Source organism: Pseudomonas sp. ADAK18, assembly GCF_012935695.1.
In the GTDB taxonomy this organism is placed as follows: Bacteria; Pseudomonadota; Gammaproteobacteria; order Pseudomonadales; family Pseudomonadaceae; genus Aquipseudomonas.
Genome location: NZ_CP052859.1, coordinates 1,278,814 through 1,303,926, shown reverse-complemented (window position 1 = coordinate 1,303,926; position 25,113 = coordinate 1,278,814). Strand labels below are relative to the sequence as shown.

Genomic DNA, 25,113 nt, shown 5'->3' with positions numbered 1-25,113 from the left:
TAAGCTAGGCGTTTTTGTCTGGAGAGACAACTTTCTGCTACACAATTAATAGCTTGCGCGACTGGCTTAATCAGCTTTGAGCACCATCAGCAACGCTTCATCTGCCAGTTGTTCCAGGGTCATGCTGCCTTGGGCGCGGAACCAGGTGGTGGTCCAGGACAAGGCACCGGTGAGGAAGCGCCGAGTAATAAATACATCACCCTTAATATAACCGGCGTCCTTGGCCTCCCCCAGCACCTGCAACCAGATGTCTTCATACACATCACGCAAGGCCAATACCTGGGCTTGTCCTTCGGCCGACAGGGAACGCCATTCGTACACCAGCACCGCCATCGCTTCGCCGCTGCCGCCCATGATCGACTGCAATTCACAGCGAATCAGCGCCAGCACCCGTTCGCGCACGTTGGTCGCTTCCGCCAAGGAAGCGCGCATCAGCGCGGTGTTGTAGTGAATGGTTTCCTCCATCACCGCGCGCAGGATCTCGTCCTTGCTCTTGAAGTGGTGAAAGATGCTGCCGGACTGAATCCCCACCGCACCGGCCAAATCGCGCACGGTGGTGCGCTCGAAGCCTTTGTTGCGAAACAGGTGAGCCGCCGTTTGCAGCAACTTGCCGCGGGCGCTGTCAGGGTCGGTCAATTGCCCGGCGTCGACCATGGTGCGCATTACCAGCAGGGCTTTTTGCTCATCCATGCCGCTCTCCTTAACTTCTAGTGACGTCTTGGCCGGCAATTTAGGCCGTGACAGCCACCCAAGCAAGCGCTTGGGTAAAACTTGTGACCAGAGTTTACAAACCAAGCGCTTGCTTGGTAGTCTCGACCCAGCCATTTCAGAGAAGGACTTCTCATGAACAAGACGGTTCGTATCGGCTGTGCCAGCGCCTTCTGGGGCGACACCTGCACCGCCGCTGCGCAGTTGGTGCAAGGCGGCGCGCTGGATTACCTGGTGTTCGACTATTTGGCGGAAGTCACGATGTCGATCCTCGCCGGGGCGCGGATGAAAGATCCTCAGGCCGGCTACGCCACCGACTTCGTCGAAGTCCTCACGCCCTTGCTCGGCGACATTCAACGCCAGGGCATCCGTGTCATCAGTAACGCCGGCGGCATCAACCCCCAAGCCTGCGCCACCGCCTTGCAAGCCGCCTGCGATCAGGCGCAGATCCCGTTGAAAATTGCCGTGCTGCTGGGGGATGACTTACAGCCGCAATTCAAACAGCTCACCGGCATCACGGATATGTTCAGCGGTGCGCCCTTGCCGCCAATGTGCGTGTCGACCAACGCTTATCTCGGCGCACCAGGCATCGTCGATGCGCTGAAGCTAGGTGCCGACATCGTGATCACCGGGCGTGTGGTGGACAGCGCCGTGGTCAGCGCGGCGCTGGTGCATGAGTTCAACTGGTCGTGGCACGACTACGATCACCTTGCCCAGGCTGCCTTGGCCGGGCACATCATCGAATGTGGCGCCCAGTGCACCGGCGGCAACTTCACCGACTGGCGCGAGGTGCCGGATTACGAGCACATCGGTTTTCCCATTGTGGAGGTCAGCGCCGATGGCCAGTTCACCGTCAATAAAGTCGAAGGCACCGGCGGCCTGATCAGCGAGTTGAGCGTCGCAGAACAACTGCTGTATGAAATCGGCGACCCACGGGCCTATTTGCTGCCCGATGTGATCTGCGACTTCAGCCAGGTAAAACTCCAGCAGCAAGGCAAAAACTGTGTTCGCCTGCACGGCGCCAAGGGCCTGCCGCCGACCGATCAGTACAAGGTCAGCGCCACCTGGCCGGACGGTTTTCGCTGCACCGCCAGTTGCCTGATCGCCGGTATCGACGCCGTGGCCAAGGCCGAGCGGGTCAGCCAGGCGATTATCAACAAGACCTCGGAACTGTTCAGCCAGCGCGGCTGGGCGCCTTACACCGATGTGAATATCGAGCTGCTGGGCAGCGAAGCCACCTACGGTGCCCATGCACAGCGCCGGGATTGCCGGGAAGTGGTCGTGAAACTGGCTGTGCGTCATCCAAGCAAACAGGCGCTGGTGCTGTTCGCCCGGGAGATTGCCCAGGCGGCTACCGGTATGGCACCTGGGTTGACCGGCATCGTCGGTGGCCGGCCAACGGTGTACCCGTTGATTCGGCTGTTTTCGTTTTTGATCGATAAAACCGCCTGCACATTGGCCGTCGATTTTCTCGGCGAGCGCCATCCCTGCGACCTGCCGAAAAGCCAGGCACTGAACACCCGCGCCCTGCCCGTCCCGCTCGATCCACCGAAACCCCAGGGCCGCGCCGACGCCAGCGTACCGCTGGTAAAACTCGCCGTGGCCCGCTCCGGCGACAAAGGCAATCACAGCAATATCGGCGTGATAGCCCGCGAGCCCGAGTACCTGCCGTGGATTGCCGAAGCCTTGACCCCCGAAGTGATTGTCGACTGGATGAGTCATGTGCTCGACCCAGTCCATGGCCGCGTCGAGCGCTGGTACCTGCCCGGCAGCCACAGCCTGAACTTCCTCCTGGAAAACGCCCTGGGTGGCGGCGGGATCGCCAGCCTGCGCATCGACCCGCAAGGCAAGGCCTTCGCCCAGCAATTGCTGGAAATCCCGATTGCCGTGCCGCAACACCTCGCCGATCAACTTAACTAATTAAAGGATCCGTGCCGTGGCCTTCGACTCGATCTTCAAAGCCGACCTGTTTCAAGGGCAGACCGTTATCGTCACCGGTGGCGGCAGCGGTATCGGCCGCTGCACCGCCCATGAACTGGCCGCCCTCGGTGCCCAGGTGATCCTCGTAGGTCGCAAGCCTGAAAAGCTGCAAAACGTCACGGCAGAAATCCTCGAAGACGGTGGCCACGCCAGCTGGCTGGCCTGCGATATCCGTGATGAAGAAGCGGTCAAAGCCTTGGTCAGCCAGGTCATCCAGGAACACGGCCCGATTCACGGGCTGGTGAATAACGCCGGCGGCCAATACCCCTCGCCGCTCGCCTCGATCAATCAAAAGGGTTTTGAAACCGTGCTGCGCACTAATCTGGTGGGCGGTTTCCTGATGGCGCGGGAAGTGTTCAACCAGTCCATGAGCAAGCACGGCGGCGCCATCGTCAACATGCTCGCCGATATGTGGGGCGGCATGCCGGGCATGGGCCATTCGGGGGCTGCGCGTTCGGGGATGGACAACTTCACCAAGACCGCCGCCTTTGAATGGGGTTACGCAGGTGTACGGGTCAACGCCGTGGCACCCGGCTGGATTGCCTCAAGCGGCATGGACACCTACGAAGGCGCGTTCAAGGCGGTGATTCCCACCTTGCGTGAACACGTGCCCCTCAAGCGCATTGGTACCGAGTCGGAAGTCAGCGCCGCGATTGTGTTTCTGCTCAGCCCAGCAGCAGCGTTCGTCAGTGGCAGCACCCTGCGCATCGACGGCGCCGCCAGCCTGGGCAGCCGCGCCTGGCCATTGCACAAGGCCCAGCCGCCCAGCGAGCCCTTCAATGGTTTCCACCGGGCGTACCTGCCGGACGTGCTCAAGGAGGAGAAATAAGCCATGCCGGTGATCGACTCGCAACTCGACGTCCACAGCCTGCAGTTTGCCCAGAACCGGGAAGCGATGCTCACGGGCATCCATCAGTTGCGTCAACTGGAGCAAAACCTGCTGAGCAAGGCTGCCGAAGCCAAGGCCAAGTTCGACAAGCGCGGGCAATTGCTGCCTCGGGAACGTTTGAATTTGCTACTGGACCCCGGCGCACCGTTTCTCGAGTTGGCAAGCCTGGCCGGCTACAAACTGCACGACGACAAGGACGGCAACGCAGCCGGTGGCGGGCTGATAGCCGGTATCGGTTACGTCAGCGGCGTGCGGATGCTGGTGGTCGCCAACAACAGCGCGATCAAGGGCGGGACCATTTCCCCCAGCGGCCTGAAAAAATCCCTGCGCCTGCAACAGATCGCCATGGAGAACAAATTGCCGGTGGTGACACTCGCCGAAAGTGGCGGCGCCAACCTCAATTACGCGGCGGAGATTTTCGTCGAAGGTGCGCGCAGTTTTGCCAACCAGGCGCGGATGTCCGCCATGGGCTTGCCGCAGATCACCGTGGTTCATGGTTCGGCCACCGCAGGCGGGGCTTATCAACCAGGGTTGTCGGATTACGTGGTGGTGGTGCGTGGCAAGGCCAAGCTGTTTCTCGCCGGCCCGCCGTTGCTCAAGGCCGCCACCGGTGAAGTCGCCACCGATGAAGCACTGGGCGGTGCCGAGATGCACGCACAGATCGCCGGGACCGCCGAATACCTGGCCGAAAACGACGCCGATGGTGTGCGGATCGTGCGCGAGATTGTCAGCTTGCTGCCCTGGGATGAGCGTTTGCCCGCCCCGCCTAAGCGCGCCTATGCCGAACCGCTGTACCCGATCGAAGAGTTGCTGGGCCTGATCCCCGACGACCCGAAAAAGCCCTATGACGTTCGGGAAATCATTGCGCGGCTGGCGGACGCTTCGAACTTCCTCGAATTCAAAGGAGAGTTCGATCCTCATACCGTCTGCGGCCACTTGCAGATCCAGGGTCGGGCTTGCGGGTTTATCGGCAATAACGGCCCGATCACGCCGCAGGGCGCGAGCAAGGCCGCGCAGTTTATTCAACTGTGCGACCAAAGCCAGACGCCGCTGCTGTTCTTCCACAACACCACCGGGTTCATGGTCGGCACCGAGTCGGAACAACAAGGCGTCATCAAGCACGGCGCGAAGATGATCCAGGCGGTGGCCAATGCGCGTGTACCGAAACTGACTATCGTCGTTGGCGGCTCCTACGGCGCCGGCAACTACGCGATGTGCGGCCGCGGCCTGGACCCGCGTTTTATCTTCGCCTGGCCCAACAGCCGCACCGCCGTGATGGGCGGCGCCCAGGCGGGCAAGGTGCTGCGGATTGTCACCGAGGCCAAGCAGCTCAAGGACGGACTGGTGCCCGATCCCAAAATGCTCGACATGCTGGAACAAGTCACCGCACAGAAGCTCGACAGCCAGTCCACCGCGCTGTATGGCAGCGCCAATTTGTGGGACGACGGGCTGATTGATCCACGGGACACCCGCACCCTGCTCGGCTACTTGCTGGATATCTGCCATGAAGCCGAGGTGCGGCAATTGCAGCCCAACAGTTTTGGTGTGGCGCGGTTTTAATCCTGCAGCCGCTGCCGAGGCACGAGGCTGCGATGCGTGTCCGCAGGACCGCTTTTGGGGGCGCTTCGCAGCCTCATGCTTCGGCAGCGGCTACAGTCGATCCGGGACGTTGTGACTTGAATCAGGAGAACGATAAAAAATGATCTTCACCCAGGAACACGAAGAACTGCGTCGCAGCGTCCGTGGCTTTGTCGAGCGCGAGATCAACCCGCATGTGGACGAATGGGAAAAGGCCGGACGCTTCCCGATCCACGACATCTTCCGCAAGGCCGGCGACCTCGGCTTGCTGGGCATTTCCAAACCGGAAAAGTTCGGTGGCATGGGCCTGGACTACAGCTACTCGATTGTCGCTGCCGAAGAGTTCGGCACCATTCGCTGCGGCGGTATCCCGATGTCCATCGGCGTGCAGACCGACATGTGCACCCCGGCCCTGGCCCGTTTCGGCTCCGATGAACTGCGCGACGAGTTCCTGCGCCCGGCCATCAGTGGTGAGCAAGTCGGTTGCATCGGCGTCTCGGAAACCGGTGCCGGCTCCGACGTGGCCGGGCTGAAAACCCATGCGCGCAAGGACGGCGACGACTACGTGATCAACGGCAGCAAGATGTGGATCACCAACTCCCCCAGCGCCGACTTTATCTGCCTGTTGGCCAACACCTCGGACGATAAGCCGCACATCAACAAGTCACTGATTATGGTGCCGATGAACACGCCGGGAGTCAGCGTCAGCCCACCACTGGAAAAGCTCGGCATGCTCAGTTCAGAAACTGCCCAGGTGTTTTTCGACGACGTGCGCGTGCCTCAGCGCAATCGCATCGGCCACGAGGGCGCGGGGTTCATGATGCAGATGCTGCAGTTCCAGGAGGAACGGCTGTTCGGCGCCGCCAACATGATCAAGGGCCTGGAGTACTGCGTCGACAGCACCATCGAGTACTGCAAGGAGCGCAAGACCTTCGGCAAGGCACTGATCGACAATCAGGTGATCCACTTCCGCCTGGCCGAACTGTCCACCGAAATCGAATGCCTGCGGGCGCTGGTCTATCAGGCCACCGAGCAATACATCAAGGGCCAGGACGTGACCCGACTGGCCTCCATGGCCAAGCTCAAGGCCGGGCGGCTGGGCCGGGAAGTCAGCGACAGTTGCCTGCAGTACTGGGGCGGCATGGGTTTCATGTGGGACAACCCGGTGGCCCGGGCTTACCGCGATGTACGGCTGGTGTCGATTGGCGGTGGAGCCGACGAAATCATGCTGGGGATCATCTGCAAACTGATGGGTACCCTGCCGGGGAAAAAGCCATGAGTACCTTGCTGCTGGAGCGCCATAACGGGGTGCTGCATGTCACCCTCAATCGGCCGGAAAACCGCAATGCCATGAACGTGCAGATGGTCGGCGAATTGCGCGAGGTACTGGCGCAACTCGACAGCCAGGTACGCGCCGTGGTGATCAGCGGTGCGGGTGGGCATTTCTGCGCCGGGGCCGATGTGAAAGACATGGCTAATGCGCGTGGCAAGGAGCAGATGCAGGCGCTCAATCGAGTATTCGGCACGTTGTTGCAAGAGGTTGAAGGCCTGCCACAGGTGGTGATCGTGGTGCTGCAAGGCGCGGTGCTGGGGGGTGGGTTTGGCTTGGCCTGTGTCAGTGATATTGCAATTGCCGATCACAAGGCGCAGTTCGGGTTGCCGGAGACCAGCCTCGGTTTGTTGCCGGCGCAGATTGCACCGTTTGTGGTCAAGCGCATCGGGTTGACCCAGGCCCGGCGGCTGGCGCTGACGGCGGCTCGGGTTGATGGGGTGGAGGCTGGGCGCTTGGGGTTGGTGCACTTTGTTGAGGGTGATTCCCAGGCGTTGGCGCAACGGTTGGATGAGGTGTTGGGGCAGGTTCTGCGGTGTGCGCCTGGGGCGAATGCGCGGACCAAGGCGTTGCTGCTGGGGAGTGTTGAGCAGCCCTTGGGGCCATTGTTGGACCAGGCGGCGCAGTGGTTTGCCGAGGCGGTGATGGGGGAGGAAGGGGTTGAGGGGACCCAGGCTTTTGTGCAGAAGCGTAAGCCTCGGTGGGTTGGGTGATGGGGGGTTTTGATGGTGTACATATCCGTTGCTTCGGTGATGACGGCTTATGGTTCCGCTCTTACAGCGGCTCACTTTTGAACAGCGCAAAAGTAAGCAAAACGCTCTTGCCCCACCACTCGGCACCTCGCCTAGGCTCGGTGTGCCCTCACTCCGGCATTGGTCCGTGGGCCGCCGCAATGGGCCATCCCTGGCCCAGTGCGGCTAAACCGGCGTCCTGCCGGTTTACCCACGGACCAATGCCTACATTCAGCCAGCGTGGTTTAACGGGGCGCCTAAGATCAAAGTCAAAAGCAGATCAAGAACACAGCGGCCTACCGGCCGGCTTGAGTGGTGTGAAGCAAAGGCAAAATCAAAAGCGGGCACGGTCTACTGTAGGAGCTGGCTTGCCTGCGATGCAGGCAACTCGGTCTTTCAGGAACACCGAGGTGATGCCATCGCAGGCAAGCCAGCTCCCACAGAAAAGCAGATCTGTTTTCGCTCTGGCCCTTGCCTTTGCTTCTACCACTCAGGTCGGCTTTCAGGCCGCCGTGCTTTTGATCTGCTTTTGATTTTGATCTATCCGGCCCCGTTAACCATGATGGCCGAACGCAGGCATTGCGCAGTGGGCATCCCGGCATGGATGCCGGGATAGCCGCGTTGGGCCATGGATGGCCCGTCGCGGCGGCCCACGGAGTAATGCCGGAGTGAGGGCACGCCGAGCCACAGCGAGGCGCCGAATGGTGGGGCAAGAGCGTTTTGGTTACTTTTGGGGCGTTTGCCAAAAGTGACTCGCTGTAAGAGCGAAACCATAAGCCGCCGTTACCGCAGGAATGGATATGTACTCGACCGAAAGCCCAAGGACCCACTCATGTTCAACAAAATCCTGATCGCCAACCGTGGCGAAATCGCCTGCCGCATCCAACGCACCGCCCAAACCCTGGGCTACCGCACCGTGGCCATCTACAGCGACGCCGACACCAACGCCCCACACGTCCAAATGTCCGACGAAGCCATCCACATCGGCCCCGCCCCGGTCCAACAGTCCTACCTCAACATCCCGGCCATCCTCGAAGCCGCAAAGCGCACAGACGCCGACGCGATCCACCCCGGCTACGGCTTCCTCTCGGAAAACGCCGAATTCGCCGAGGCCTGCCAAGCCGCCGGCCTGACCTTCATCGGCCCAAGCCCCGAAGCCATCGAGCTGATGGGCAGCAAGCGCCTGTCAAAAATCGCCATGCTCAACGCCGGCGTACCCTGCATCGCTGGCTACCAAGGCCCCGAACAAGACGACCAGACCCTCCAGCGCGAAGCCGAACGCATCGGCTATCCACTGATGATCAAGGCCAGCGCCGGCGGTGGCGGCCGGGGCATGCGCCTGGTCCACAACCCCGACACCTTGCTCGAACAACTGCGCACCGCCCGCTCCGAAGCCTTGAATGCCTTTGGCAGCGCCGAGCTGATTCTGGAACAGGCATTGATCGAACCGCGTCATGTCGAGGTGCAACTGTTCGGCGATACCCACGGCAACCTGATCTATCTGGGAGAACGCGACTGCTCGATCCAGCGTCGCCACCAGAAAGTCATCGAAGAAGCACCCTGCCCGGTCATGACCGTCGAGCTGCGCCAAGCCATGGGTGAGGCCGCGCTGAAGGCGGGTCGCGCAGTGAATTACATCGGAGCCGGTACCGTGGAGTTCCTGCTGGATCGCAACGGCCAGTTCTACTTCCTGGAAATGAACACCCGCTTGCAAGTCGAACATCCGGTGACCGAGCTGATCACCGGCCTGGACCTGGTGGACTGGCAACTGCAAATCGCCGCAGGCCTTCCCCTGCCCTTGCGCCAGGAAGACGTGACTCTCAGCGGCCACGCCATGGAAGTACGGCTGTACGCCGAAAACCCAGCCCAGGGCTTCCTGCCGCAAACCGGCGACGTCGTGCGCTGGGAACCGGCGGCCGGTGTGCGCATCGACCATGGCTTGTGCGAAGGGCAACGGATCAGCCCGTTCTATGACCCTATGCTGGGCAAGATCATCGCCCACGGCGCCACCCGCGAAGAGGCTCGACGCAAACTGCTACGCGCCGTGGAGGATTGCGTGCTGCTGGGGGTGTGCAGCAACCAGCGACTGCTGGCTGACCTGCTCAAACATCCTGGATTTGTCGCGGGCAACTTCAGCACCGGGTTTATCGGCGAACACTTCAACGACATCGCCCGCCATACGCCAACACCCGAAGAACTGGGCCTGGCCGCCGCGCTGTTTTATCAGCACAGCGCCAACACTCATCGCGGCGGCCTGCCAGGCTGGCGCAATAACGCCAACGTGCCGTGGACCTACCGCCTGGCGGTGCAGGAGGAGCTCAAGGCAATCAGCATCAGCCTGCTGGCGGACAACTGCCTGCAAGTGGAAGTCGACCAGCAGGCCATCGAGATACACCTTGTGGATACCGACGGACGCTGGGCCACGGTGGTCGTCAATGGCATCCGCCGTCGCGTCGCCTATCACCTGGAGGGCACGCGGCTGTGGCTGGCCACCGCCAGTGGCGGGCTGTGTATCGCCAATCACACCCAGGCGGTTGCCAGCCGCCAGACCGAAGCCAGCAACGGCACGGTGAAGGCGCCGATGGATGGCGCCATCGTCGAGGTACGGGTCAGCGAAGGCGATCGGGTGAGCAAGGGCCAACTGTTGCTGGTGCTGGAAGCGATGAAAATGGAGCATCCACTCAAGGCTGGCATCGACGGCGTGATCAAACGGGTTCAGGTGGTTGCCGGGGATCAAGTGCGCAGCCGTCAGGTTTTACTGGAGATAGAGTAAGCGCTAGGCGGAACTACCAGGCTTGGCTACGCTCTATCCCCATCAGGACGGGAAGAGTACGGGAACCTGCGATGCCTCATTGGCTGATTATTGATCTTGAAGCCACAACGGATGAAGGCGGCTGGCCCGTGACGGAGATGGAAATCATCGAAATCGGCGTGAGCCTGGTCAACCGCCAAGGTCGCGAACTGGATCACTTCCAGCGTTTCGTGCGGCCGTTGCGCCGGCCGTTATTGACGCCCTTCTGCCGCCAACTGACCCATATCAACCAGCCCAGTATCGACAGTGCATTGCCACTGAACGAGGTCTGGCCGCTGTTTGAACGTTGGCTGGGCCAACATCAGGCACGCCTGGAGGGCTGGGCCAGTTGGGGTGACTATGATCGCCAGCAACTGGAGTTGGAATGGCAGCGCCACGGTTTGACCAGCCTCCTCGGCCAGACCCCCCATGTGAACCTCAAGCAGCGCTTCGCCAAGGCCCGGCGCCTGGACAAGCCATTAGGGCTCAATGGTGCGCTGCAATTGGCCGGGATGCAGTTCAACGGCCAACAACACCGGGCACTGGAAGATGCGCGCAATACAGCACGCCTGCTGCCGTTGATTTTGCCCGTGTAGAAGGCATACTGGCCGACCTTTCTTGACCCTTTTCGAGGATTCGCCCATGTTTAAAGTCAACGAGTACTTCGACGGCACCGTCAAGTCGATCGCTTTCGGCACCGCAGAAGGTCCGGCGACCATCGGCGTCATGGCCCCGGGTGAATACGAATTCGGCACTGCCCAACGAGAAATCATGCACGTGGTTTCCGGCGCGCTGACCGTCAAGCTGCCGGACAACAGCAACTGGGAAACCTTCGCAGCCGGCAGCCAGTTCAATGTGCCGGCCAACAGTAAGTTCCAGCTGAAGGTCGCCGTGGACACCGCTTACCTGTGTGAATACCGTGGCTAAGCTTTTTAACGTCGAAAAAAAAGCCCGTCTCTCACAAGACGGGCATTTTTCGTTCCGAGCCGTTATTCCAGAATTGTCATCGGCATACCGACTTCCAGGCGGCCCACGCCATCGTTGACCAGGTTCTGGCCGAACATCACGCCATCCGGCTCCTTGCGATAAGCCTCAAGAGCCGTCAGCGGCTGACGGTCGGCGCTACGCTCGCCGGTTTGCGGGTCGATAGTGGTGAGGATGCAGCGCGAACAGGACTTGACCACGCGAAATTCCACATCGCCGATCCGCACGCTTTTCCATCCGTCCTCGGCAAAGGCTTCGCTGCCTTCAATCACCAGATTGGGCCGAAAGCGCAGCATCTCCATTGGCCGGCCGATGCGTTGGGACAAGTCATCCAGGGACGCCTGGCCGATCAGCAACAGCGGGAACCCATCGGCAAAGGCCACCTTGTCGTCATCCTTGCCGTAGCCGGACGCCGTGGTACGCGCACGCGCTACAGGGACCTGCACCAGGCGCGTGGGTTTACCGATGAATTCGCTGACCCAGGCGGCGGCCTCGTCACCAGCGTCCGGAACCCGCAGGGTGTCGCGCCAGATGGTCACACCGCGCAGCTCGGCATCGCTGCCGGGCAGCGGCACGTCCAGGGTCGGGTGGCCGGCCGCGCTCAGAGTCAGGCCACCGGTGTGGTTCCAGGTCGCCGATAACTGGCTCATCTGCGCAAACGCCCGCTGGGTCAGGAAGCGCCCGCTGGGCTCGTCCACCAGCATCCAGCGTCGATCCCCGTCCAGCCCGAGTTTATCCAGGTCGATCTGCTGCAAGGCTTCGCCCCTGCCGGACTTCAATGGGTATCGATACAACGCGCTGAGACGCAGCATGAGCCTGCTTTCCTGATGGGCAAAAACGTCACCCTATACGAGGGCCGCCCAGGAATCAAAGTCAGGCCGGCACTTCATCCAGCATTAGACGCTGGCGCACCACGTCGACCAATTTGTCCGGCTGGAACTTGGAGAGGAAGTTGTCGCAACCGACCTTCTTCACCATCGAATCGTTGAAACTGCCCGACAGCGACGTGTGCAGCACCACGTACAGACCACGCAGGCGCGGGTCGTTGCGAATCTCGGTGGTCAGGCGGTAGCCGTCCATCTCGGGCATTTCGGCGTCGGTGAAGATCATCAGCAGTTTGTCGGTCATCACCTGACCGCTGTCGGCCCAGGCCTTGAGCATGTTCAGCGCCTTGAGGCCGTCGCTGGCGATATGCATCTTCACCCCCAGTTGCGACAAGGTATCGCGTAACTGCGACAGCGCCACGTTGGAGTCATCCACCAGCAGCACCTCACGACCACGAGCGCGCTCCAACACAGGGTCATCGAGTTTTTCCCGGGAAACCTTGGCGTTGTAGGGCACGATCTCGGCCAGCACTTTTTCTACGTCGATGATTTCCACGAGTTGCTCATCGACCTTGCTGATGGCCGTGAGGTAGTGCTGGCGCCCGGCGCTGGCCGGCGGCGGCAGGATCGCTTCCCAGTTCATGTTGACGATACGGTCCACGCCACCCACCAAGAACGCCTGCACCGAGCGGTTGTATTCGGTGACGATGATGGTGCTGTTAGGGCCTGGCACCAGCGCACGCATGCCGATGGCCTGGGACAGGTCAATCACCGGCAAGGTCTGGCCACGCAGGTTGACCACCCCGCAGACAAACGGATGACGTTGGGGCATCAGGGTCAGCTTGGGCATCTGCAGCACTTCCTGCACCTTGAACACATTGATCGCGAACAATTGCCGCCCGGCCAGGCGAAACATGAGGATCTCCAGGCGATTCTCACCCACCAATTGTGTGCGTTGATCTACCGTGTCGAGAATGCCGGCCATTAAAGACTCCTGGGGTGCGCTGATGAATTTTGCGGGTGACTTGAAGCAGGGTATCGGCGGCAAATGCCGGACCTTGACCCTTGGTAAAATGCCACGCAATCCCATTGATGTCACACTGACATCATGCTTTACTGAGTTGGTCTGCTGACTTTGCATTCAAACCCCGCCGCGCGACCTTGAAATCGCCGCGAGGTTCCCCTGCGTAAGGGATTCCCCTAGCCGCAATCAGGTCCAACCTGATATTCGCGATATCTAATAGCCATTAATGTGACGCCATTCTCATTGCATGAATGGAGTCAGGCTTTTGTTTGCTACTGCAAGCCCACGGGCCACGAGCCTCCCAGGCACTTATGCCTTGGCAGTCGACGTGGTGCATATGCCCCCGGAAAGTGGGGACACGGACCGCTGCCGCCCTCTTAAAAATAAACGTCCTACCGAAAAACAAGAAACGAACTACAGATTCCAGTCACATTTCAGCGGTAGTTTTAAGCTATTCACCCAGTGCGCTATCTCATCACCCGACCGCATGTTGTGGAGACTTGCATGATGAACGACGGTAAAGAGTGGCAACTTGCACTTCCCGAGTTTCTCCTCGAGGCTGAAATGCTGCTGGCCAAGTCTGAAGAATGCTTGAGCCACCTGCATTTGATTCGTAACGACAACGATGCCATCGACTGCATGAAAAGCAGCCTGGCCAAGCTCAGCCAGAAGGCAGATGCCATGGCCTTGCAGCCCATTGGCGAGTTTTCAAGGCACATCCAGGACCTGATCAACAATGCTGCCTGTCCTTTGCAACTACATGATCAGGCACTGTCCGCATTGCAGGAGTGCCTGACGTTACTGGCCTGGCAACTGGAATTGATCGACGCAAAAACCGGTCAACTCGGTCTCGATGACAGCGAGCAAGCAACCTTGATCGCGACGGCAAGCCAACAGATTCCGCAAAAAGGCGCGAGTTATAAGGCGCAACAACGATTGCCACACGCGTCCTGATCTTCTACGCGTTTAATCCGAGAGGGTGTCGTATTCAATCAATACCTTGTCTGAGAACGACAAGGGCAACTAATCCGCATGCCGGTTTGTTGGCGAGATCAATAGGCCAGCAATGGTAATAACAATACAAAACAATTCTAATAATACAACTTCCCATTCTTGGAACAGTGGGACTAATGCTCAGGATATGCCTTGATTGACACCCCTCACCGAGAACAACGCCAGGCGACCAACGGTCATTGTGGTGATACCATGCCGTGCTCGAAGTGACCCGGCTTCATGATGCCTGACAACGTGAAAAGCACCTCAAGCCCGCGTCAGCCTCAACGCCCTGTAAACCCTGGGTTGAACCCGGATCATGGCCCGGTCACGCTTTCCAGACAGAGTCCAGTCAGTCGCCGTGACCGGTCTACCCGCAGCGAACATTCATTGGCTCCATCCGCTATGTACGCCAGCCTCAAGTCACTCATCGCAAGGTCCGTGTCCCGTCGCAATGGGTGCTGGCTGACCCACGCCCTGTGCCTTTGCACAGCCCTGGCCAGCCTTTGGGTCTATGCGCATTCGGCCCGATTGCCCCTATCGCTGCTGATACTGAACCTGGCCACCCTTGTCGCGACCGCCCTGCAACACTGGCGAGCCCGCAAGTCCATCAAGTTTCAGCCTCAGGAGTTGGCGGACCGCCTGCTGCAAGTCCAGGAAAACGAGCGCCATCGTTTGAGCCGCGAACTGCATGACGATATCGGCCAACTGCTGACGGCCGCCAAGCTGCAAAGTGAATGGCTCAAACGCCGCCTGCCGGAAGAATTGCAAGACCAGTGTTCGGTGCTGTGCAGCACCTTGAACGAAACCCTGGCCAAGGTGCGTGATGTATCGGCCATCCTCAATCCCCGGCAACTGGCCAGCCTGGGTCTGGAAGCCAGTCTCAGAGCCCACCTGCTCAAAACCCTGGAAAACACCAAGGTAAATTGGAGCCTGGAATGCCAGCAGCGCCTGACCGGCATTCCGGAAGAGATGGCCGTGGCGGCCTTTCGTATCACTCAGGAGGCGGTCACCAACATGCTGCGCCATGCCCAGGCGCGCAATCTGCTGGTACGCCTGCAGCGCCTGCCGCAGGGCTTGTCGCTCACTATCGGCGATGACGGCCTGGGGTTCTCGCCCGCTATCAACCCTGGCCTGGAAGGGCAACGGGGCATGGCCGGCATGTCCGAGCGAATCGATCAACTGGGAGGCACGTTGTCTATCAACAGCCAGCCAGGCAAAGGGACACGGATCGAGGCTCTTTTTCCCTGGGCGCCTCGCGCCCTCGAACGGGCCAGCTCCCATAAGGTTCTAGAGTGACCTGTAACTTACTCCTGGTGGATGACCACGCATTGATCAGGGCTGGCGTACGTGCGCTGATCCTGGATATTCCTGGCTACGCGGTGATCGGCGAAGCCAACGATGGCGATCAGGTGCTGGCACAATTCGATGCCCTGCAACCCGACATCGTACTGCTGGACCTGTCGATGAAGCACACCGGTGGGCTCGACGCCTTGCAGCAGCTCAAGCGCGCCTACCCCAAAAGCAAAGTGCTGATCCTGTCGATGCACACGGATCCGGAATTGATCATGCGTGCCCTGGAATCCGGCGCCCATGGCTACCTGCTCAAGGACACCACCGCCAATGAGCTGGAGCATGCGCTGCTGGCCTTGCGCAATAACGAGCGTTACCTGAGCCCAGCCATCGCCCACACCGTCATCAACCAGGCACTGGTCCGTAACCACGGCCTCACCTCCCCCGCGCGCCACAGCCATAACCTGACGGCGCGTCAGTTGGAAATACTGCGCCTGATCGTGCGCGGCAAGTCCACCCGGGAAATCGCCAACGGCCTGGGCTTGAGCATCAAGACCGTGGAAGCCCACCGTTCGCAAATCATGAAGCGCCTGCAGATTTTCGACGTGGCCGGCCTGGTGCTGTTTGCCGTGCGCGAGCAGATCATCAGCCTGGACGACTGACCAGTAGCGGCGAATCCGCCGGCAGGTGGACCTTCAAAGCCCGGGGTAGCGCCGAGAACCGCAGGTCATTGCCCTTGATTGGCTCGCCATCAAGGTTGATGTACAACCCTTCGGCGACCTTGATTTCCACCCAGGGCAAGCGCGCGCGGACAAACAGGTTGTCCAGACCCCAGCCATCGGTCATCAAGTCCCGCAGGGTACCGACCACTTCCTGCGGCGCCGGCAGAATGCTGATATCCAACAAACCATCGTCGGCCAGGGCCCCTGGACACAACACATGCCCGCCGCCGGCCTGACGACCGTTACCGATCCCCAAGGCCAGCAACTCGCCGCGCCAATGAAAGTCCGGCCCCTGCAATTCGCCGTAGGCGGCATGCAATTCGTTAAAGCGCGAAAGTCCAGTAAACAAGTAAGCGGCGCCGCCAAGGACCTTCTTCAGGTCCTCCGAGGTATTGGCGGTGACTTGGCTACCAAAACCACCGGTGGCCATGTTGAGAAATATTTGCCCTCCCACCTCGCCCAGGTCGATGGCACGGGCCGGCACCGCCAGTAAATCCAGGGCTCGCTCAGGCTCCAGCGGAACCCCGGCTGCCCGGGCAAAGTCATTGGCGGTGCCCAGAGGCATCAATACCAGGCTCGCATCGGTCTTGGCGTGGGCCATCGCTTCGGCGACATCCCGCAGCGTACCGTCACCACCGCCCGCGATGAGTCGAGTGTAGCCGGCCACCAATGCCTCGTCGACCAGGCGCCGGGCATCGCCGCCCTCCCACGTCACGCGCACGTCCAACTCCCAACCTTGTTCGCGTTTGCTTTGCACCGCCGAGCGCACCTGCTCGTTGAGGGCTTGCTTGCCGTGCAGGATCAGCAGCGCCTTGGGCTTGCTCATGGGATGAAGCTCCTATCGTTCAGGTCCTGAGGGATGTGGACCTTGAGCGATGGAAAAAAAGCCATCGGATTGCAGAATTAGTTCAACACCTCGCTCAACGGAATGAAGTTGACGCGATCACCCTCTGCCAACGTCGTGCCCTCAAGCACCTCCACCAGACCTTCGGCCCAAGCCGCACTGCGCAACACACCAGAGCTCTGGTTGCGGTAGATCACAGCGCGTCCCTGCTCCAGGCGCCCGCGCAGGTACTCTCGACGGTTGCCCGCCACGGCCCACGTGAACCCCACCGGCACCTCGAAGCTCAACGGTTGCACGTCCTCGACTCCCAGACGACGCAACAAGTAGGGGCGTGCCAGCAAGGCAAACGTCACCAGCGTAGAGGCCGGATTACCCGGCAAACCGATCACCGGCACACCACGGAAATGACCAAAGGTCAGCGGCTTGCCGGGCTTGATGGCCAGCTTCCACAGCGCCAGTTCGCCTTCTTCGCGCAATGCGATGCCCAGAAAGTCCGCCTCACCCACCGACACACCGCCGGTGGAGAGAATCAGGTCTACCGATCCCAACGCGCCCAGGCGTGCGCGGGTTTGCTCCAGGTCATCCGGCAAGATACCGGCATCAACCACTTCACAGCCCAGGCGCGCCAGCCAACTGCACAACACACGGCGGTTGCTGTTGTAAATCTGTCCGGGGCCCAGCGGCAAGCCAGGCTCGATCAACTCGTCACCGGTGGACAGGACGGCCACCCGAGGGCGCCGCACGACTTCCAGGCAATCACACCCCAGAGAGGCCGCAAGCCCCAACTCGATCGGCCCCAGACGCGTTCCAGTCGACAGCACTTGATCACCGACAGTGGTTTCCTGGCCCTGAGGACGGATGTTCTGTCCCGCCTGCAGGGTTTCGGTAAAGCGCACCCGCTGATCGGCCTGCACCTCGGCGTTTTCCTGCATTTCCACGCAGTCGGCGCCTTCAGGCACCGGGGCTCCGGTAAAGATTCGGACGCAGGTTCCGGGCACCAACGGCTGCGGTGCCTGGCCGGCAAAAATGCGCTGGCTTACCACCAGAGGCTCGCCGCTCCAATCCGCCACACGCAGTGCGTATCCATCCATGGCACTGTTGGGCCAGGGCGGCAAATCAAGGGTCGAAACCAGCGCCTGAGCCAGGACCCGACCGTCGCATTCGGCCAATGGCAGGCTCTCCTGTTCGCGGATCGGTGCCGCATCAGCCATTGCCAGTAGGCGCTCGAGTGCTTGCTCCACAGGCATCAGCACGCCCGTCTTGCCCGGCTTATCCACGGGATTCACAGGGCTCGGCCTGCTTCAGGTGCGGGACAAAGTTGCACGGGCGATGACGGTTATCCAGTTGCTCGGCGAGGATCCCGTCCCAGCCGGTACGCACCGCATTGGTGGAACCTGGCAGGCAGCACACCAAGGTGCCATTGGCCAAGCCGGCCAGGGCACGGGATTGCACGGTGGAGGTGCCAATATCAGCCACGGAAATTTGCCGGAACAGCTCGCCAAAGCCGTCGACCTGCTTGTCCAGCAAACAACTGACGGCTTCCGGCGTACTGTCTCGACCGGTGAAGCCGGTGCCGCCGGTGATCAACACCACTTGCACCACGTCTTCGGCAATCCAGTGCGCCACTTGCGCACGGATTTTGTACAGATCATCTTTAAGCAGAACGCGCTCAGCCAGCAGGTGGCCGGCGGCGACCAGGCGGTCAACGAAGACCTGCCCCGAGGTATCGGTTTCAAGGGTGCGGGTGTCGCTGACGGTCAATACAGCGATATTCAGGGGTACGAAAGGCGCATCAGCCTTGGCTTTCATGGCTCGGTCCGGTTGTCGTAGAAACAGCCTGATGTTATATCACAGGCCCCTATTTCACTGCCGCTGCGGAGCCGTCATGCCACTGAATTCTTCCCTACCTCCCTGTTCGATCCTGCTGCTGGCCGGCGGTCGTGGGCAGCGCATGGGCGGCCAGGACAAGGGCTTGCTCGACTGGCACGGACAACCGCTGATTGCCCATCTGCACCGTCTGGTGCGCCCCCTGACCGATGACCTGATCATCTCGTGCAACCGTAACCAGCCACAGTACGCGCCTTACGCCGATCAGTTGATTAGCGACGACAGCCCCGACTTCCCGGGCCCCTTGGCCGGCATCCGGGCGGGATTGGCCGTCGCTCGTCACACGCATTTGTTGGTCCTACCGTGCGATGTGCCGCAAATCGATGAGCAACTGCTGGCCGATCTGCGCACGGCAGCACAGCACAATCCACAACAGCCGTTGATGGTACGCCACGGTGATTTCTGGGAGCCCCTGCTCTGTGTCATCCCGACCGGTTTGCGCGACAACATCGAACGTGCCTGGCAGGCCGGTGAGCGCAGCCCGCGCCAAATCATGCTGGCGCTGGGGGCAAAGGCCCTGGACTGCCCCGCCAACGACCCACGCCTGGCCAACCTCAATACACCAGAGTTGTTGCACCGCCCGCCCAGCGTGTCAGAATGATCCTCGAACAAGGAACTTTGCGGGCGTTGTATACGTCACAAGGTCAGCACTCAAAAAAGTATTTTCTTGGAGACAAACTCATGACTCAACGGACCATCGCCGCTCTCATGCTTGCACTGGGCCTCGCTACCCTTGCCGGTTGCGCCTCGCCAACAGTGATCACCCTGAATGACGGTCGCGAAATCCAGGCCGTCGACACCCCTAAATTCGACAAGGCTTCGGGCTTCTACGAGTTCGAACAACTTGACGGCAAGCAGACCCGTATCAACAAAGATCAGGTTCGCACCGTTAAAGACCTGTAAGCCTTACGCTTGCAAACAAGGCCCGCCATGTGCGGGCCTTGTTGTTTTCGGGGGATTACCAATCGAGGGAAATCTCGCTCTTGAAGGTGCGCTCCAGCCCGCTTACCGGGTCAATAAAGCGTACGCCCTGGGCCAATAGCTTGAGGGGATTGGCATAGTCATCCTCGGCATCCTTGATGACATCGGGGTAGAAAGGATCATTGCAGATACTGGCCCCCAGCGCTGTCATATGAACCCGCAACTGGTGCTTCTTGCCGGTAACCGGGAACAGCCCGTAACGCCACAGATCGCCATTTTCCTCCCGCACCTCAACCGCCGTTTCGGTGTTGCTCGCACCGGGACCTTCCTGCATGCGAAAAAACGGCTCACCATCGACCAGCCGGCTTTTGTGCACTAACGGAAAGGTCAGTCCCGGCAACGCTGGCGCGATGGCTTCATAGAACTTGTCGATCTTGCGTGTCGGAAACAGCTGCTGATACGCCGAGCGACTTTGTGGATTCGCCGAAAACAGTACCAGCCCCGCCGTGTGGCGATCGATGCGGTGCAGCGGCACCAGCGACGGGTTGTCCAGGCGACGGATCAACCGGCGCAACAGGGTCTGCTCGACATACTCGCCGGCCGGGGTCACCGGCAGGAAATGCGGCTTGTCCGCCACCACCAGATGCTCATCGGCATACAGGATCGTTTCCTGGACCGGGATCGGTTTCTCGTTCGGCACTTCGCGAAAATAGTAGATGCACAGGCCTTCCTTGTAGGCCAGGTCCAGGCGGATGGGCGCACCGTTCACATCAAGCACGCGCCCCCGGGCAATGCGGTCCAGCCATTGTTCACGGCCGATAGCGCGAAAATGCTCGCACAGACAGTCCAGCACCGTCGCCCAGGTGCCGGGTGGCAAATACAAGGTGCTGGCTTGATGCTGGGAAGCGGAAAAACCGGATGCGGACATGGGCATGCTCAAGGCCTGAAAATACAAGCGGGCATTATCCCGCATGTCGTTGGATCAGGCCTAGGAGAGATCTCAAGCCTTGGCCAATTGTGCCCGCAACACCGGCGACGCACTGGCGGCCTCGGTGAACTCCTTGAGCCAGCGCAGCACATCCACGGCCTCCCAGCGTCCCGGGTCATACAAGGCATAGAGCAGCCCCTGATACCCCACCACATCCAGTTGCTTGTGATACCCAGCGCGCTGGAACAACGCCTCGATCTCGGCAAAGCAGGTATTGAAATGCACTTTGTTAAAGGGCGTCTTGCCTTCCGTGACCAGGCCATCGAGGCGCAGCTCGTTCACCGCATCGCCCACGACGTCGGCGGACATGCGATTGACGCTGCTTTTCAGTTGTTCGACATTCACCACGGGCGTTCCCTCTCATTCAATCGCTGTACAAACATACAGTAACCGAATAATCGGGAGCCCGCCATTGGATTAGTCCTAGAGCAGGAAAGCCACGACCTGTTCGGTATCGAAAGGCCAGCCCAGCTCTTCCCCCGTATCCACCCGGCGCAGCACCGGAATACGCAGGCCGTAGGCTTCGTACAGGGTCTCGGAGTCGGCGATGTCCACCAACTCCACCAGCAGCCCATGATCGACCAACGGCATGACTTCAGCTTCAGCAAGCTCACAGAGATGGCAGCCCAAGGTGCCGAACAACTGGCATTCAGGAGGCATGGCAAACGGACCCTAAAAGGAATAGGCGTCCATTCTAGGCCTCGGGAAAAACATCGTCGAGCCAGCGGTGCCAATCAATCCTGACTGACGGCTCCAATCTTGTGTATCGACAAGTCCGCGCCGTAATACTCCTCCTCCTGACTCAAGCGCAGGCCATAAACGCGCTTGATCACCCCATACACCAAAAACCCGCCCGCCAGGGCCACGACAACACCCAATGCGGTACCGATCAATTGGCTGATCAAACTGACGCCACCCAGCCCGCCCAAAGCCGTCTGGCCGAATATCCCGCAGGCGATCCCGCCCCATACACCGCACAGGCCATGAAGCGGCCAGACACCCAGCACGTCATCAATTTTCCAGCGATCCTGGGCCGCGATGAAGCACCAGACGAACAGGCCGCCCGCCACTGCGCCGGTGACCAGCGCCCCCACCGGGTGCATCAGATCGGAGCCCGCGCAGATCGCTACCAACCCGGCAAGCGGACCATTGTGCAGAAACCCCGGGTCATTGCGCCCGATCACCAGCGCCGCCACTGTGCCGCCAACCATGGCCATCAGCGAGTTGACCGCCACCAGGCCGCTCACCCCAGGCAGGGTTTGCGCACTCATGACGTTAAACCCGAACCAGCCGACAATCAGGATCCACGAGCCCAGCGCCAGAAAAGGAATGCTCGACGGCGCAAACGCCACCAGGCGCCCTTCCCGATAACGACCCTGGCGCGGCCCCAGCAACAGCACCGCCGCCAGCGCCAGCCAGCCGCCCATGGCATGCACCACCACAGAACCTGCAAAGTCATGGAAGCTGGCGCCGAAGGTAGCGAGCAGCCAGGCTTGCAAACCGTAATTGCCGTTCCACACCATGCCCTCGAAAAACGGGTAGATGAACGCCACGATCAACGCAGTGGCACACAGTTGCGGCGCAAAACGTGCACGCTCGGCAATGCCGCCGGAAATAATCGCCGGGATAGCGGCCGCGAACGTCAGCAGGAAAAAGAACTTCACCAGGCCATAACCGTGGTCCGCGCTGATGACCGCCGCCGGTTGCATGAAGCTGACCCCATAGGAGATCCAATAGCCTATAAAGAAATAGGCCAGGGTCGAGATGGCGAAGTCACTGAGGATTTTCGACAGGGCGTTGACCTGATTCTTCTGCCGTACCGTGCCGACTTCAAGAAACGCGAAGCCGGCATGCATGGCCAGGACCATGACCGCACCCATCAGAATAAACAGGGTGTTGGAGCTATGGACCAGTGTGTCCACTGCACTTTGCAAATTTTCCATGGAGGTTGGCAGGCCTGCATATTCAGGAAAAAGCACCAAAGCAGTTCATGCTCTTCATTTGCGCACTAAATTGGCACCGACAGTCCAGGCCTTCTGTAGAAGGCGTGAACCGCTTTAGCGCAGCGCTCAATGAAGAAGGCAGTTCCCGGCAGGGTTTTTCCGCGAGTTTTAGTGATTTAAGGTAAGGTTTTTGAAGGCTCAAGGCCTTACCGCCCAAATTCAGCGCAAACCCAGGGGCTTGCGCACCAAGGCAAAGCAAAAGCTGTACCAGACAATTGCAGTGAACCTTCACCGATGCCGGTGACTCGAAAACATCAGATAGCCACTCACGGAGATACCCATGGCCAGCAAAACGGCAAAGACTGCTCAAGAAATACTGATGGAGGACTTTCAAACCCTGGTCAGCGATACCGAAAAACTGTTGGACGACACGGCCGTACTGGCCGGTGACCAGGCTGACGAATTGCGCTCGAAAATCCACGAGAGCCTGCTCAAGGCCCGTGAAACCCTGCAACTGACCGAAGACTCGCTGCGCGAGCGCGGCAAAGCAGCGGTCACGGCGACCGAAGACTATGTGCAGGCCAACCCTTGGCAGTCCGTCGGCATTGCCGCCGGCGTGGGCTTTCTGATCGGCCTGCTGGCCACAAGGCGCTAATCATGTCTATCGGCGAATCCGGCTCGTCCACGGGCTCAAGTTCTACTTCGCGGCGCCTGGGCGCTGCTGTTCTGGGTTTGCTCCACAGTCATGTCGAGCTGTTTGGCATCGAGTTGCAGGAACAGAAAGCCCGCACGGTCAGCCTCCTGTTGTTCGCAGGCCTGGCGCTGGTGTTTGCCTTGCTGTTGCTGGTGGGCTTGTCGGCACTGGTGATGATTCTGGTCTGGGACACCTATCGCCTGACCGGGATTATCAGCCTGTGTGCCTTTTATGTGCTGGCAGCGGCATTCTGTGGCTTGCGCTTGAAGGCAGCCATCTTCGATGAGTCCACTCCTTTCCACGCCACCCTCGAAGAGCTGGCCAACGACCGGGAGCGCCTGTTGCCATGAGCCTGACTGAAATTCCGCAAACCGCGTCCCGGCGGGAAATGCGCAAAGCACTGATCCGCTTGCGCATGGAAATGCACCGCCAGGAAATTCGGCATGAATCCCAGCAACTGCTGGCGCCCCTGCAAAAGGTCCGCAACATGGGCCAAAGCTGGCAGGACGGCTTCGGCATCAAACATGCGCCGCTGTGGGGCGTGGGTGTGGTGACACTGCTGGGCTTTCTCACCGGTAAAGGCGCCAAGGGCGGCAGCATCGGGACCCTGACTCGCCTCGTGCGGCTCGGTGCCGGTCTGATACCGCTGATCAAACTGGCCATGCAAGGCGCTGCGCGCAAGGGTTAAGCCACACTGGCCGTATTCTTGCTAACGGATCAGGCCCGGCCCCTCTCAAGGGTCGGGCCTTTTTTATGCCCGTCCCTTTTCCAGTTTTTAAGGAGGCTCTGTGATCGATGGGCAACCGCTTGCCTGTTTCCAGCCATTCATTGATACCGCCACCGGCCGCATCGCCGGTGTCGAAGCCTTGGGGCGCTTGCGCCAGGCCGACGGTCAACTGCGCTCGGTGGGCCCACTGTTTTCCGACCCGCGTAGCCCGGCGGTGGCGCTGCGTCGCCTGGATCGACAGATCCGCGACAACGCCTTGAGCCGACTGCATGAAGCGCCTGAAGACTGGTTCCTGAGCCTGAATATCTCTCCGCGCTGGATCACCCGCCTGCGTCCGGGCCAGACACTGCCCAGCCTGATGCAATTGCAGGCGCATGGCGTTGACCCGCGACGCATCGTCTTTGAAATCACCGAACTGGGGGGCGACAGCCGGCGCCTGGCCGACGTGGTGGAGCGTTATCGCGACGCCGGCGTGCGAATCGCCATCGACGACTTTGGTGCCGGCTATTCACAGCTTGACCGAGTACTGGCCTTGCAACCGGATATCCTCAAGCTGGATATGCGCCTGTTCCAGGCAGCCGCCCGTGGTGGCCCCAGCAGTGACGTGGTGCGGGCGCTGGCGCAAATGGCGGAAAAAACCGGTTGCTGGATCATTGCCGAAGGCGTTGAAACCGAGGCGCAACTAAGCTTTGCCCTCGAATGTGGCTCACGCTATGTCCAGGGCTATCTGTTTGCCCGGGCCCAGTTGGACTGGTTCGCCACCGATGCTTTCGTTGCACGCTTCGCCCAGCTCCGTACCGCGTACGTCCGCCAGAAGCTGGCTGAACGCGGGCGCATCATGGTACTGCGCCAGCAACTGGCCGAGTTGATGCTCATCCTGCAAACCTGGGCCCTGGCCCAGGCGCCCCTCAGCCACCTGCCCCAACTACCCGCCTTTCCCTGGCTGCTGCGTTTTTATCAATGTGATCGGCATGGCACCCAACTGACGCCCAACTTCGAATGGCGCCAAGGCGCCTGGCAGGCCGACAGTCGCTATCTGGGCCATAACTGGTCGTGGCGTCCGTATTTTTATTACTTGCTGGCAGAAGGCTGGGAAGAGCGTCGCCTGACGCTGTCCTCCACCTATCGCGACGCCACCACCAACCAGTACTGCCTGACTGCCGGGCAATTCTTCGATAACGGTCAACGCTTGCTGCTTATCGATATCGATGCCGCCGGCTTGTAGTTTTTCTTGCACCCACGGGGCTGAACCGGGAAGCTGG

27 protein-coding genes are annotated in these 25,113 nt (G+C 60.4%); 17 read left to right on the top strand and 10 right to left on the bottom strand.

The window, feature by feature from the left end:
- Positions 1-66 precede the first annotated feature (66 nt).
- On the bottom strand, positions 67-690 hold the full coding sequence (locus tag HKK55_RS06075) for a TetR/AcrR family transcriptional regulator (RefSeq protein WP_169353805.1): 624 nt from the start codon (positions 688-690) through the stop codon (positions 67-69).
- 153 nt (positions 691-843) lie between these two features.
- On the opposite strand from HKK55_RS06075, the gene HKK55_RS06070 reads away from it, so the two are divergent.
- The 8 genes from HKK55_RS06070 to HKK55_RS06035 all read left to right on the top strand — a co-directional run bounded on the left by HKK55_RS06070 (position 844) and on the right by HKK55_RS06035 (position 10,934).
- Positions 844-2,628 (top strand): acyclic terpene utilization AtuA family protein, encoded by a 1,785-nt coding sequence (locus tag HKK55_RS06070; protein ID WP_169353804.1) that lies wholly within the window; start codon positions 844-846, stop codon positions 2,626-2,628.
- Between the two features lie 16 nt (positions 2,629-2,644).
- A complete protein-coding gene (locus HKK55_RS06065; protein WP_169353803.1) occupies positions 2,645-3,517 on the top strand; it encodes an SDR family oxidoreductase in 873 nt (290 codons plus the stop codon).
- Positions 3,518-3,520: 3 nt separating this feature from the next.
- Complete coding sequence (gene atuC / locus HKK55_RS06060; protein WP_169353802.1) at positions 3,521-5,137, top strand: geranyl-CoA carboxylase subunit beta; 1,617 nt, start codon at positions 3,521-3,523, stop codon at positions 5,135-5,137.
- A 139-nt stretch (positions 5,138-5,276) separates the two neighbouring features.
- Positions 5,277-6,434: a citronellyl-CoA dehydrogenase gene (gene atuD / locus HKK55_RS06055; protein ID WP_169353801.1), complete on the top strand. Its 1,158-nt coding sequence runs from the start codon at positions 5,277-5,279 to the stop codon at positions 6,432-6,434.
- A complete protein-coding gene (locus tag HKK55_RS06050) occupies positions 6,431-7,198 on the top strand; it encodes an enoyl-CoA hydratase/isomerase family protein (protein WP_169353800.1) in 768 nt (255 codons plus the stop codon). The genes atuD and HKK55_RS06050 overlap by 4 nt, the downstream gene beginning before the upstream one ends.
- An 850-nt stretch (positions 7,199-8,048) precedes the next feature.
- Complete coding sequence (locus HKK55_RS06045; RefSeq protein WP_169353799.1) at positions 8,049-9,989, top strand: acetyl/propionyl/methylcrotonyl-CoA carboxylase subunit alpha; 1,941 nt, start codon at positions 8,049-8,051, stop codon at positions 9,987-9,989.
- Between the two features lie 71 nt (positions 9,990-10,060).
- Positions 10,061-10,603: an exonuclease domain-containing protein gene (locus HKK55_RS06040; RefSeq protein WP_169353798.1), complete on the top strand. Its 543-nt coding sequence runs from the start codon at positions 10,061-10,063 to the stop codon at positions 10,601-10,603.
- 46 nt (positions 10,604-10,649) lie between these two features.
- On the top strand, positions 10,650-10,934 hold the full coding sequence (locus HKK55_RS06035; protein WP_169353797.1) for a pyrimidine/purine nucleoside phosphorylase: 285 nt from the start codon (positions 10,650-10,652) through the stop codon (positions 10,932-10,934).
- A gap of 62 nt (positions 10,935-10,996) precedes the next feature.
- Here HKK55_RS06035 and HKK55_RS06030 read toward each other — a convergent pair whose 3' ends face one another.
- Entirely contained in the window at positions 10,997-11,803 is an 807-nt protein-coding gene (locus HKK55_RS06030; RefSeq protein WP_169353796.1) for an MOSC domain-containing protein, read from the bottom strand.
- Between the two features lie 61 nt (positions 11,804-11,864).
- Positions 11,865-12,800, bottom strand: a complete 936-nt coding sequence (locus tag HKK55_RS06025; RefSeq protein WP_169353795.1) for a chemotaxis protein CheV — start codon at positions 12,798-12,800, stop codon at positions 11,865-11,867.
- Positions 12,801-13,346: 546 nt separating this feature from the next.
- Between HKK55_RS06025 and HKK55_RS06020 the strand changes: the two genes are divergently transcribed.
- The 3 genes from HKK55_RS06020 (at position 13,347) to HKK55_RS06010 (ending at position 15,787) form a co-directional block, all read left to right on the top strand.
- A complete protein-coding gene (locus HKK55_RS06020; RefSeq protein ID WP_169357791.1) occupies positions 13,347-13,793 on the top strand; it encodes a hypothetical protein in 447 nt (148 codons plus the stop codon).
- 444 nt (positions 13,794-14,237) lie between these two features.
- Positions 14,238-15,131, top strand: a complete 894-nt coding sequence (locus HKK55_RS06015; RefSeq protein ID WP_169357790.1) for a sensor histidine kinase — start codon at positions 14,238-14,240, stop codon at positions 15,129-15,131.
- Entirely contained in the window at positions 15,128-15,787 is a 660-nt protein-coding gene (locus tag HKK55_RS06010) for a response regulator transcription factor (RefSeq protein ID WP_169353794.1), read from the top strand. Before HKK55_RS06015 ends, HKK55_RS06010 begins: the two co-directional genes overlap by 4 nt.
- Here HKK55_RS06010 and yegS read toward each other — a convergent pair.
- The 3 genes from yegS to moaB form a co-directional block, all read right to left on the bottom strand.
- Positions 15,771-16,673: a lipid kinase YegS gene (yegS, locus tag HKK55_RS06005; protein WP_169353793.1), complete on the bottom strand. Its 903-nt coding sequence runs from the start codon at positions 16,671-16,673 to the stop codon at positions 15,771-15,773. The two genes, HKK55_RS06010 and yegS, sit on opposite strands and share 17 nt — an antisense overlap.
- A gap of 77 nt (positions 16,674-16,750) precedes the next feature.
- Complete coding sequence (gene glp, locus HKK55_RS06000; protein ID WP_169353792.1) at positions 16,751-17,977, bottom strand: gephyrin-like molybdotransferase Glp; 1,227 nt, start codon at positions 17,975-17,977, stop codon at positions 16,751-16,753.
- Positions 17,961-18,500: a molybdenum cofactor biosynthesis protein B gene (gene moaB, locus HKK55_RS05995; protein ID WP_169353791.1), complete on the bottom strand. Its 540-nt coding sequence runs from the start codon at positions 18,498-18,500 to the stop codon at positions 17,961-17,963. The genes glp and moaB overlap by 17 nt, the downstream gene beginning before the upstream one ends.
- A gap of 76 nt (positions 18,501-18,576) precedes the next feature.
- On the opposite strand from moaB, the gene mobA reads away from it, so the two are divergent.
- Both mobA and HKK55_RS05985 read left to right on the top strand, forming a co-directional pair.
- Positions 18,577-19,179 (top strand): molybdenum cofactor guanylyltransferase MobA, encoded by a 603-nt coding sequence (gene mobA, locus HKK55_RS05990; RefSeq protein WP_169353790.1) that lies wholly within the window; start codon positions 18,577-18,579, stop codon positions 19,177-19,179.
- Between the two features lie 80 nt (positions 19,180-19,259).
- Positions 19,260-19,481: a YgdI/YgdR family lipoprotein gene (locus HKK55_RS05985; protein ID WP_065901933.1), complete on the top strand. Its 222-nt coding sequence runs from the start codon at positions 19,260-19,262 to the stop codon at positions 19,479-19,481.
- A gap of 55 nt (positions 19,482-19,536) precedes the next feature.
- Here HKK55_RS05985 and HKK55_RS05980 read toward each other — a convergent pair whose 3' ends face one another.
- The 4 genes from HKK55_RS05980 to HKK55_RS05965 all read right to left on the bottom strand — a co-directional run bounded on the left by HKK55_RS05980 (position 19,537) and on the right by HKK55_RS05965 (position 22,430).
- Entirely contained in the window at positions 19,537-20,427 is an 891-nt protein-coding gene (locus tag HKK55_RS05980; RefSeq protein ID WP_169353789.1) for a pseudouridine synthase, read from the bottom strand.
- 72 nt (positions 20,428-20,499) lie between these two features.
- Positions 20,500-20,835 carry a transcriptional regulator gene (locus tag HKK55_RS05975; RefSeq protein WP_169353788.1) on the bottom strand — a complete coding sequence of 112 codons (336 nt, stop codon included), beginning with the start codon at positions 20,833-20,835 and terminating at the stop codon, positions 20,500-20,502.
- A gap of 75 nt (positions 20,836-20,910) precedes the next feature.
- Positions 20,911-21,147, bottom strand: a complete 237-nt coding sequence (locus tag HKK55_RS05970) for a glutaredoxin family protein (protein WP_169353787.1) — start codon at positions 21,145-21,147, stop codon at positions 20,911-20,913.
- A gap of 74 nt (positions 21,148-21,221) precedes the next feature.
- Positions 21,222-22,430: an ammonium transporter gene (locus HKK55_RS05965; RefSeq protein WP_169353786.1), complete on the bottom strand. Its 1,209-nt coding sequence runs from the start codon at positions 22,428-22,430 to the stop codon at positions 21,222-21,224.
- Positions 22,431-22,770: 340 nt separating this feature from the next.
- Here HKK55_RS05965 and HKK55_RS05960 point away from each other — a divergent pair, with 340 nt between their 5' ends.
- From HKK55_RS05960 to HKK55_RS05945, 4 genes are all read left to right on the top strand, one after another.
- Entirely contained in the window at positions 22,771-23,085 is a 315-nt protein-coding gene (locus HKK55_RS05960) for a YqjD family protein (RefSeq protein WP_154745646.1), read from the top strand.
- 2 nt (positions 23,086-23,087) lie between these two features.
- A complete protein-coding gene (locus HKK55_RS05955; RefSeq protein ID WP_169353785.1) occupies positions 23,088-23,474 on the top strand; it encodes a phage holin family protein in 387 nt (128 codons plus the stop codon).
- Entirely contained in the window at positions 23,471-23,812 is a 342-nt protein-coding gene (locus HKK55_RS05950; RefSeq protein ID WP_169353784.1) for a hypothetical protein, read from the top strand. Before HKK55_RS05955 ends, HKK55_RS05950 begins: the two co-directional genes overlap by 4 nt.
- Positions 23,813-23,912: 100 nt before the next feature.
- Complete coding sequence (locus tag HKK55_RS05945; RefSeq protein ID WP_169353783.1) at positions 23,913-25,076, top strand: EAL domain-containing protein; 1,164 nt, start codon at positions 23,913-23,915, stop codon at positions 25,074-25,076.
- Positions 25,077-25,113: the final 37 nt, after the last annotated feature.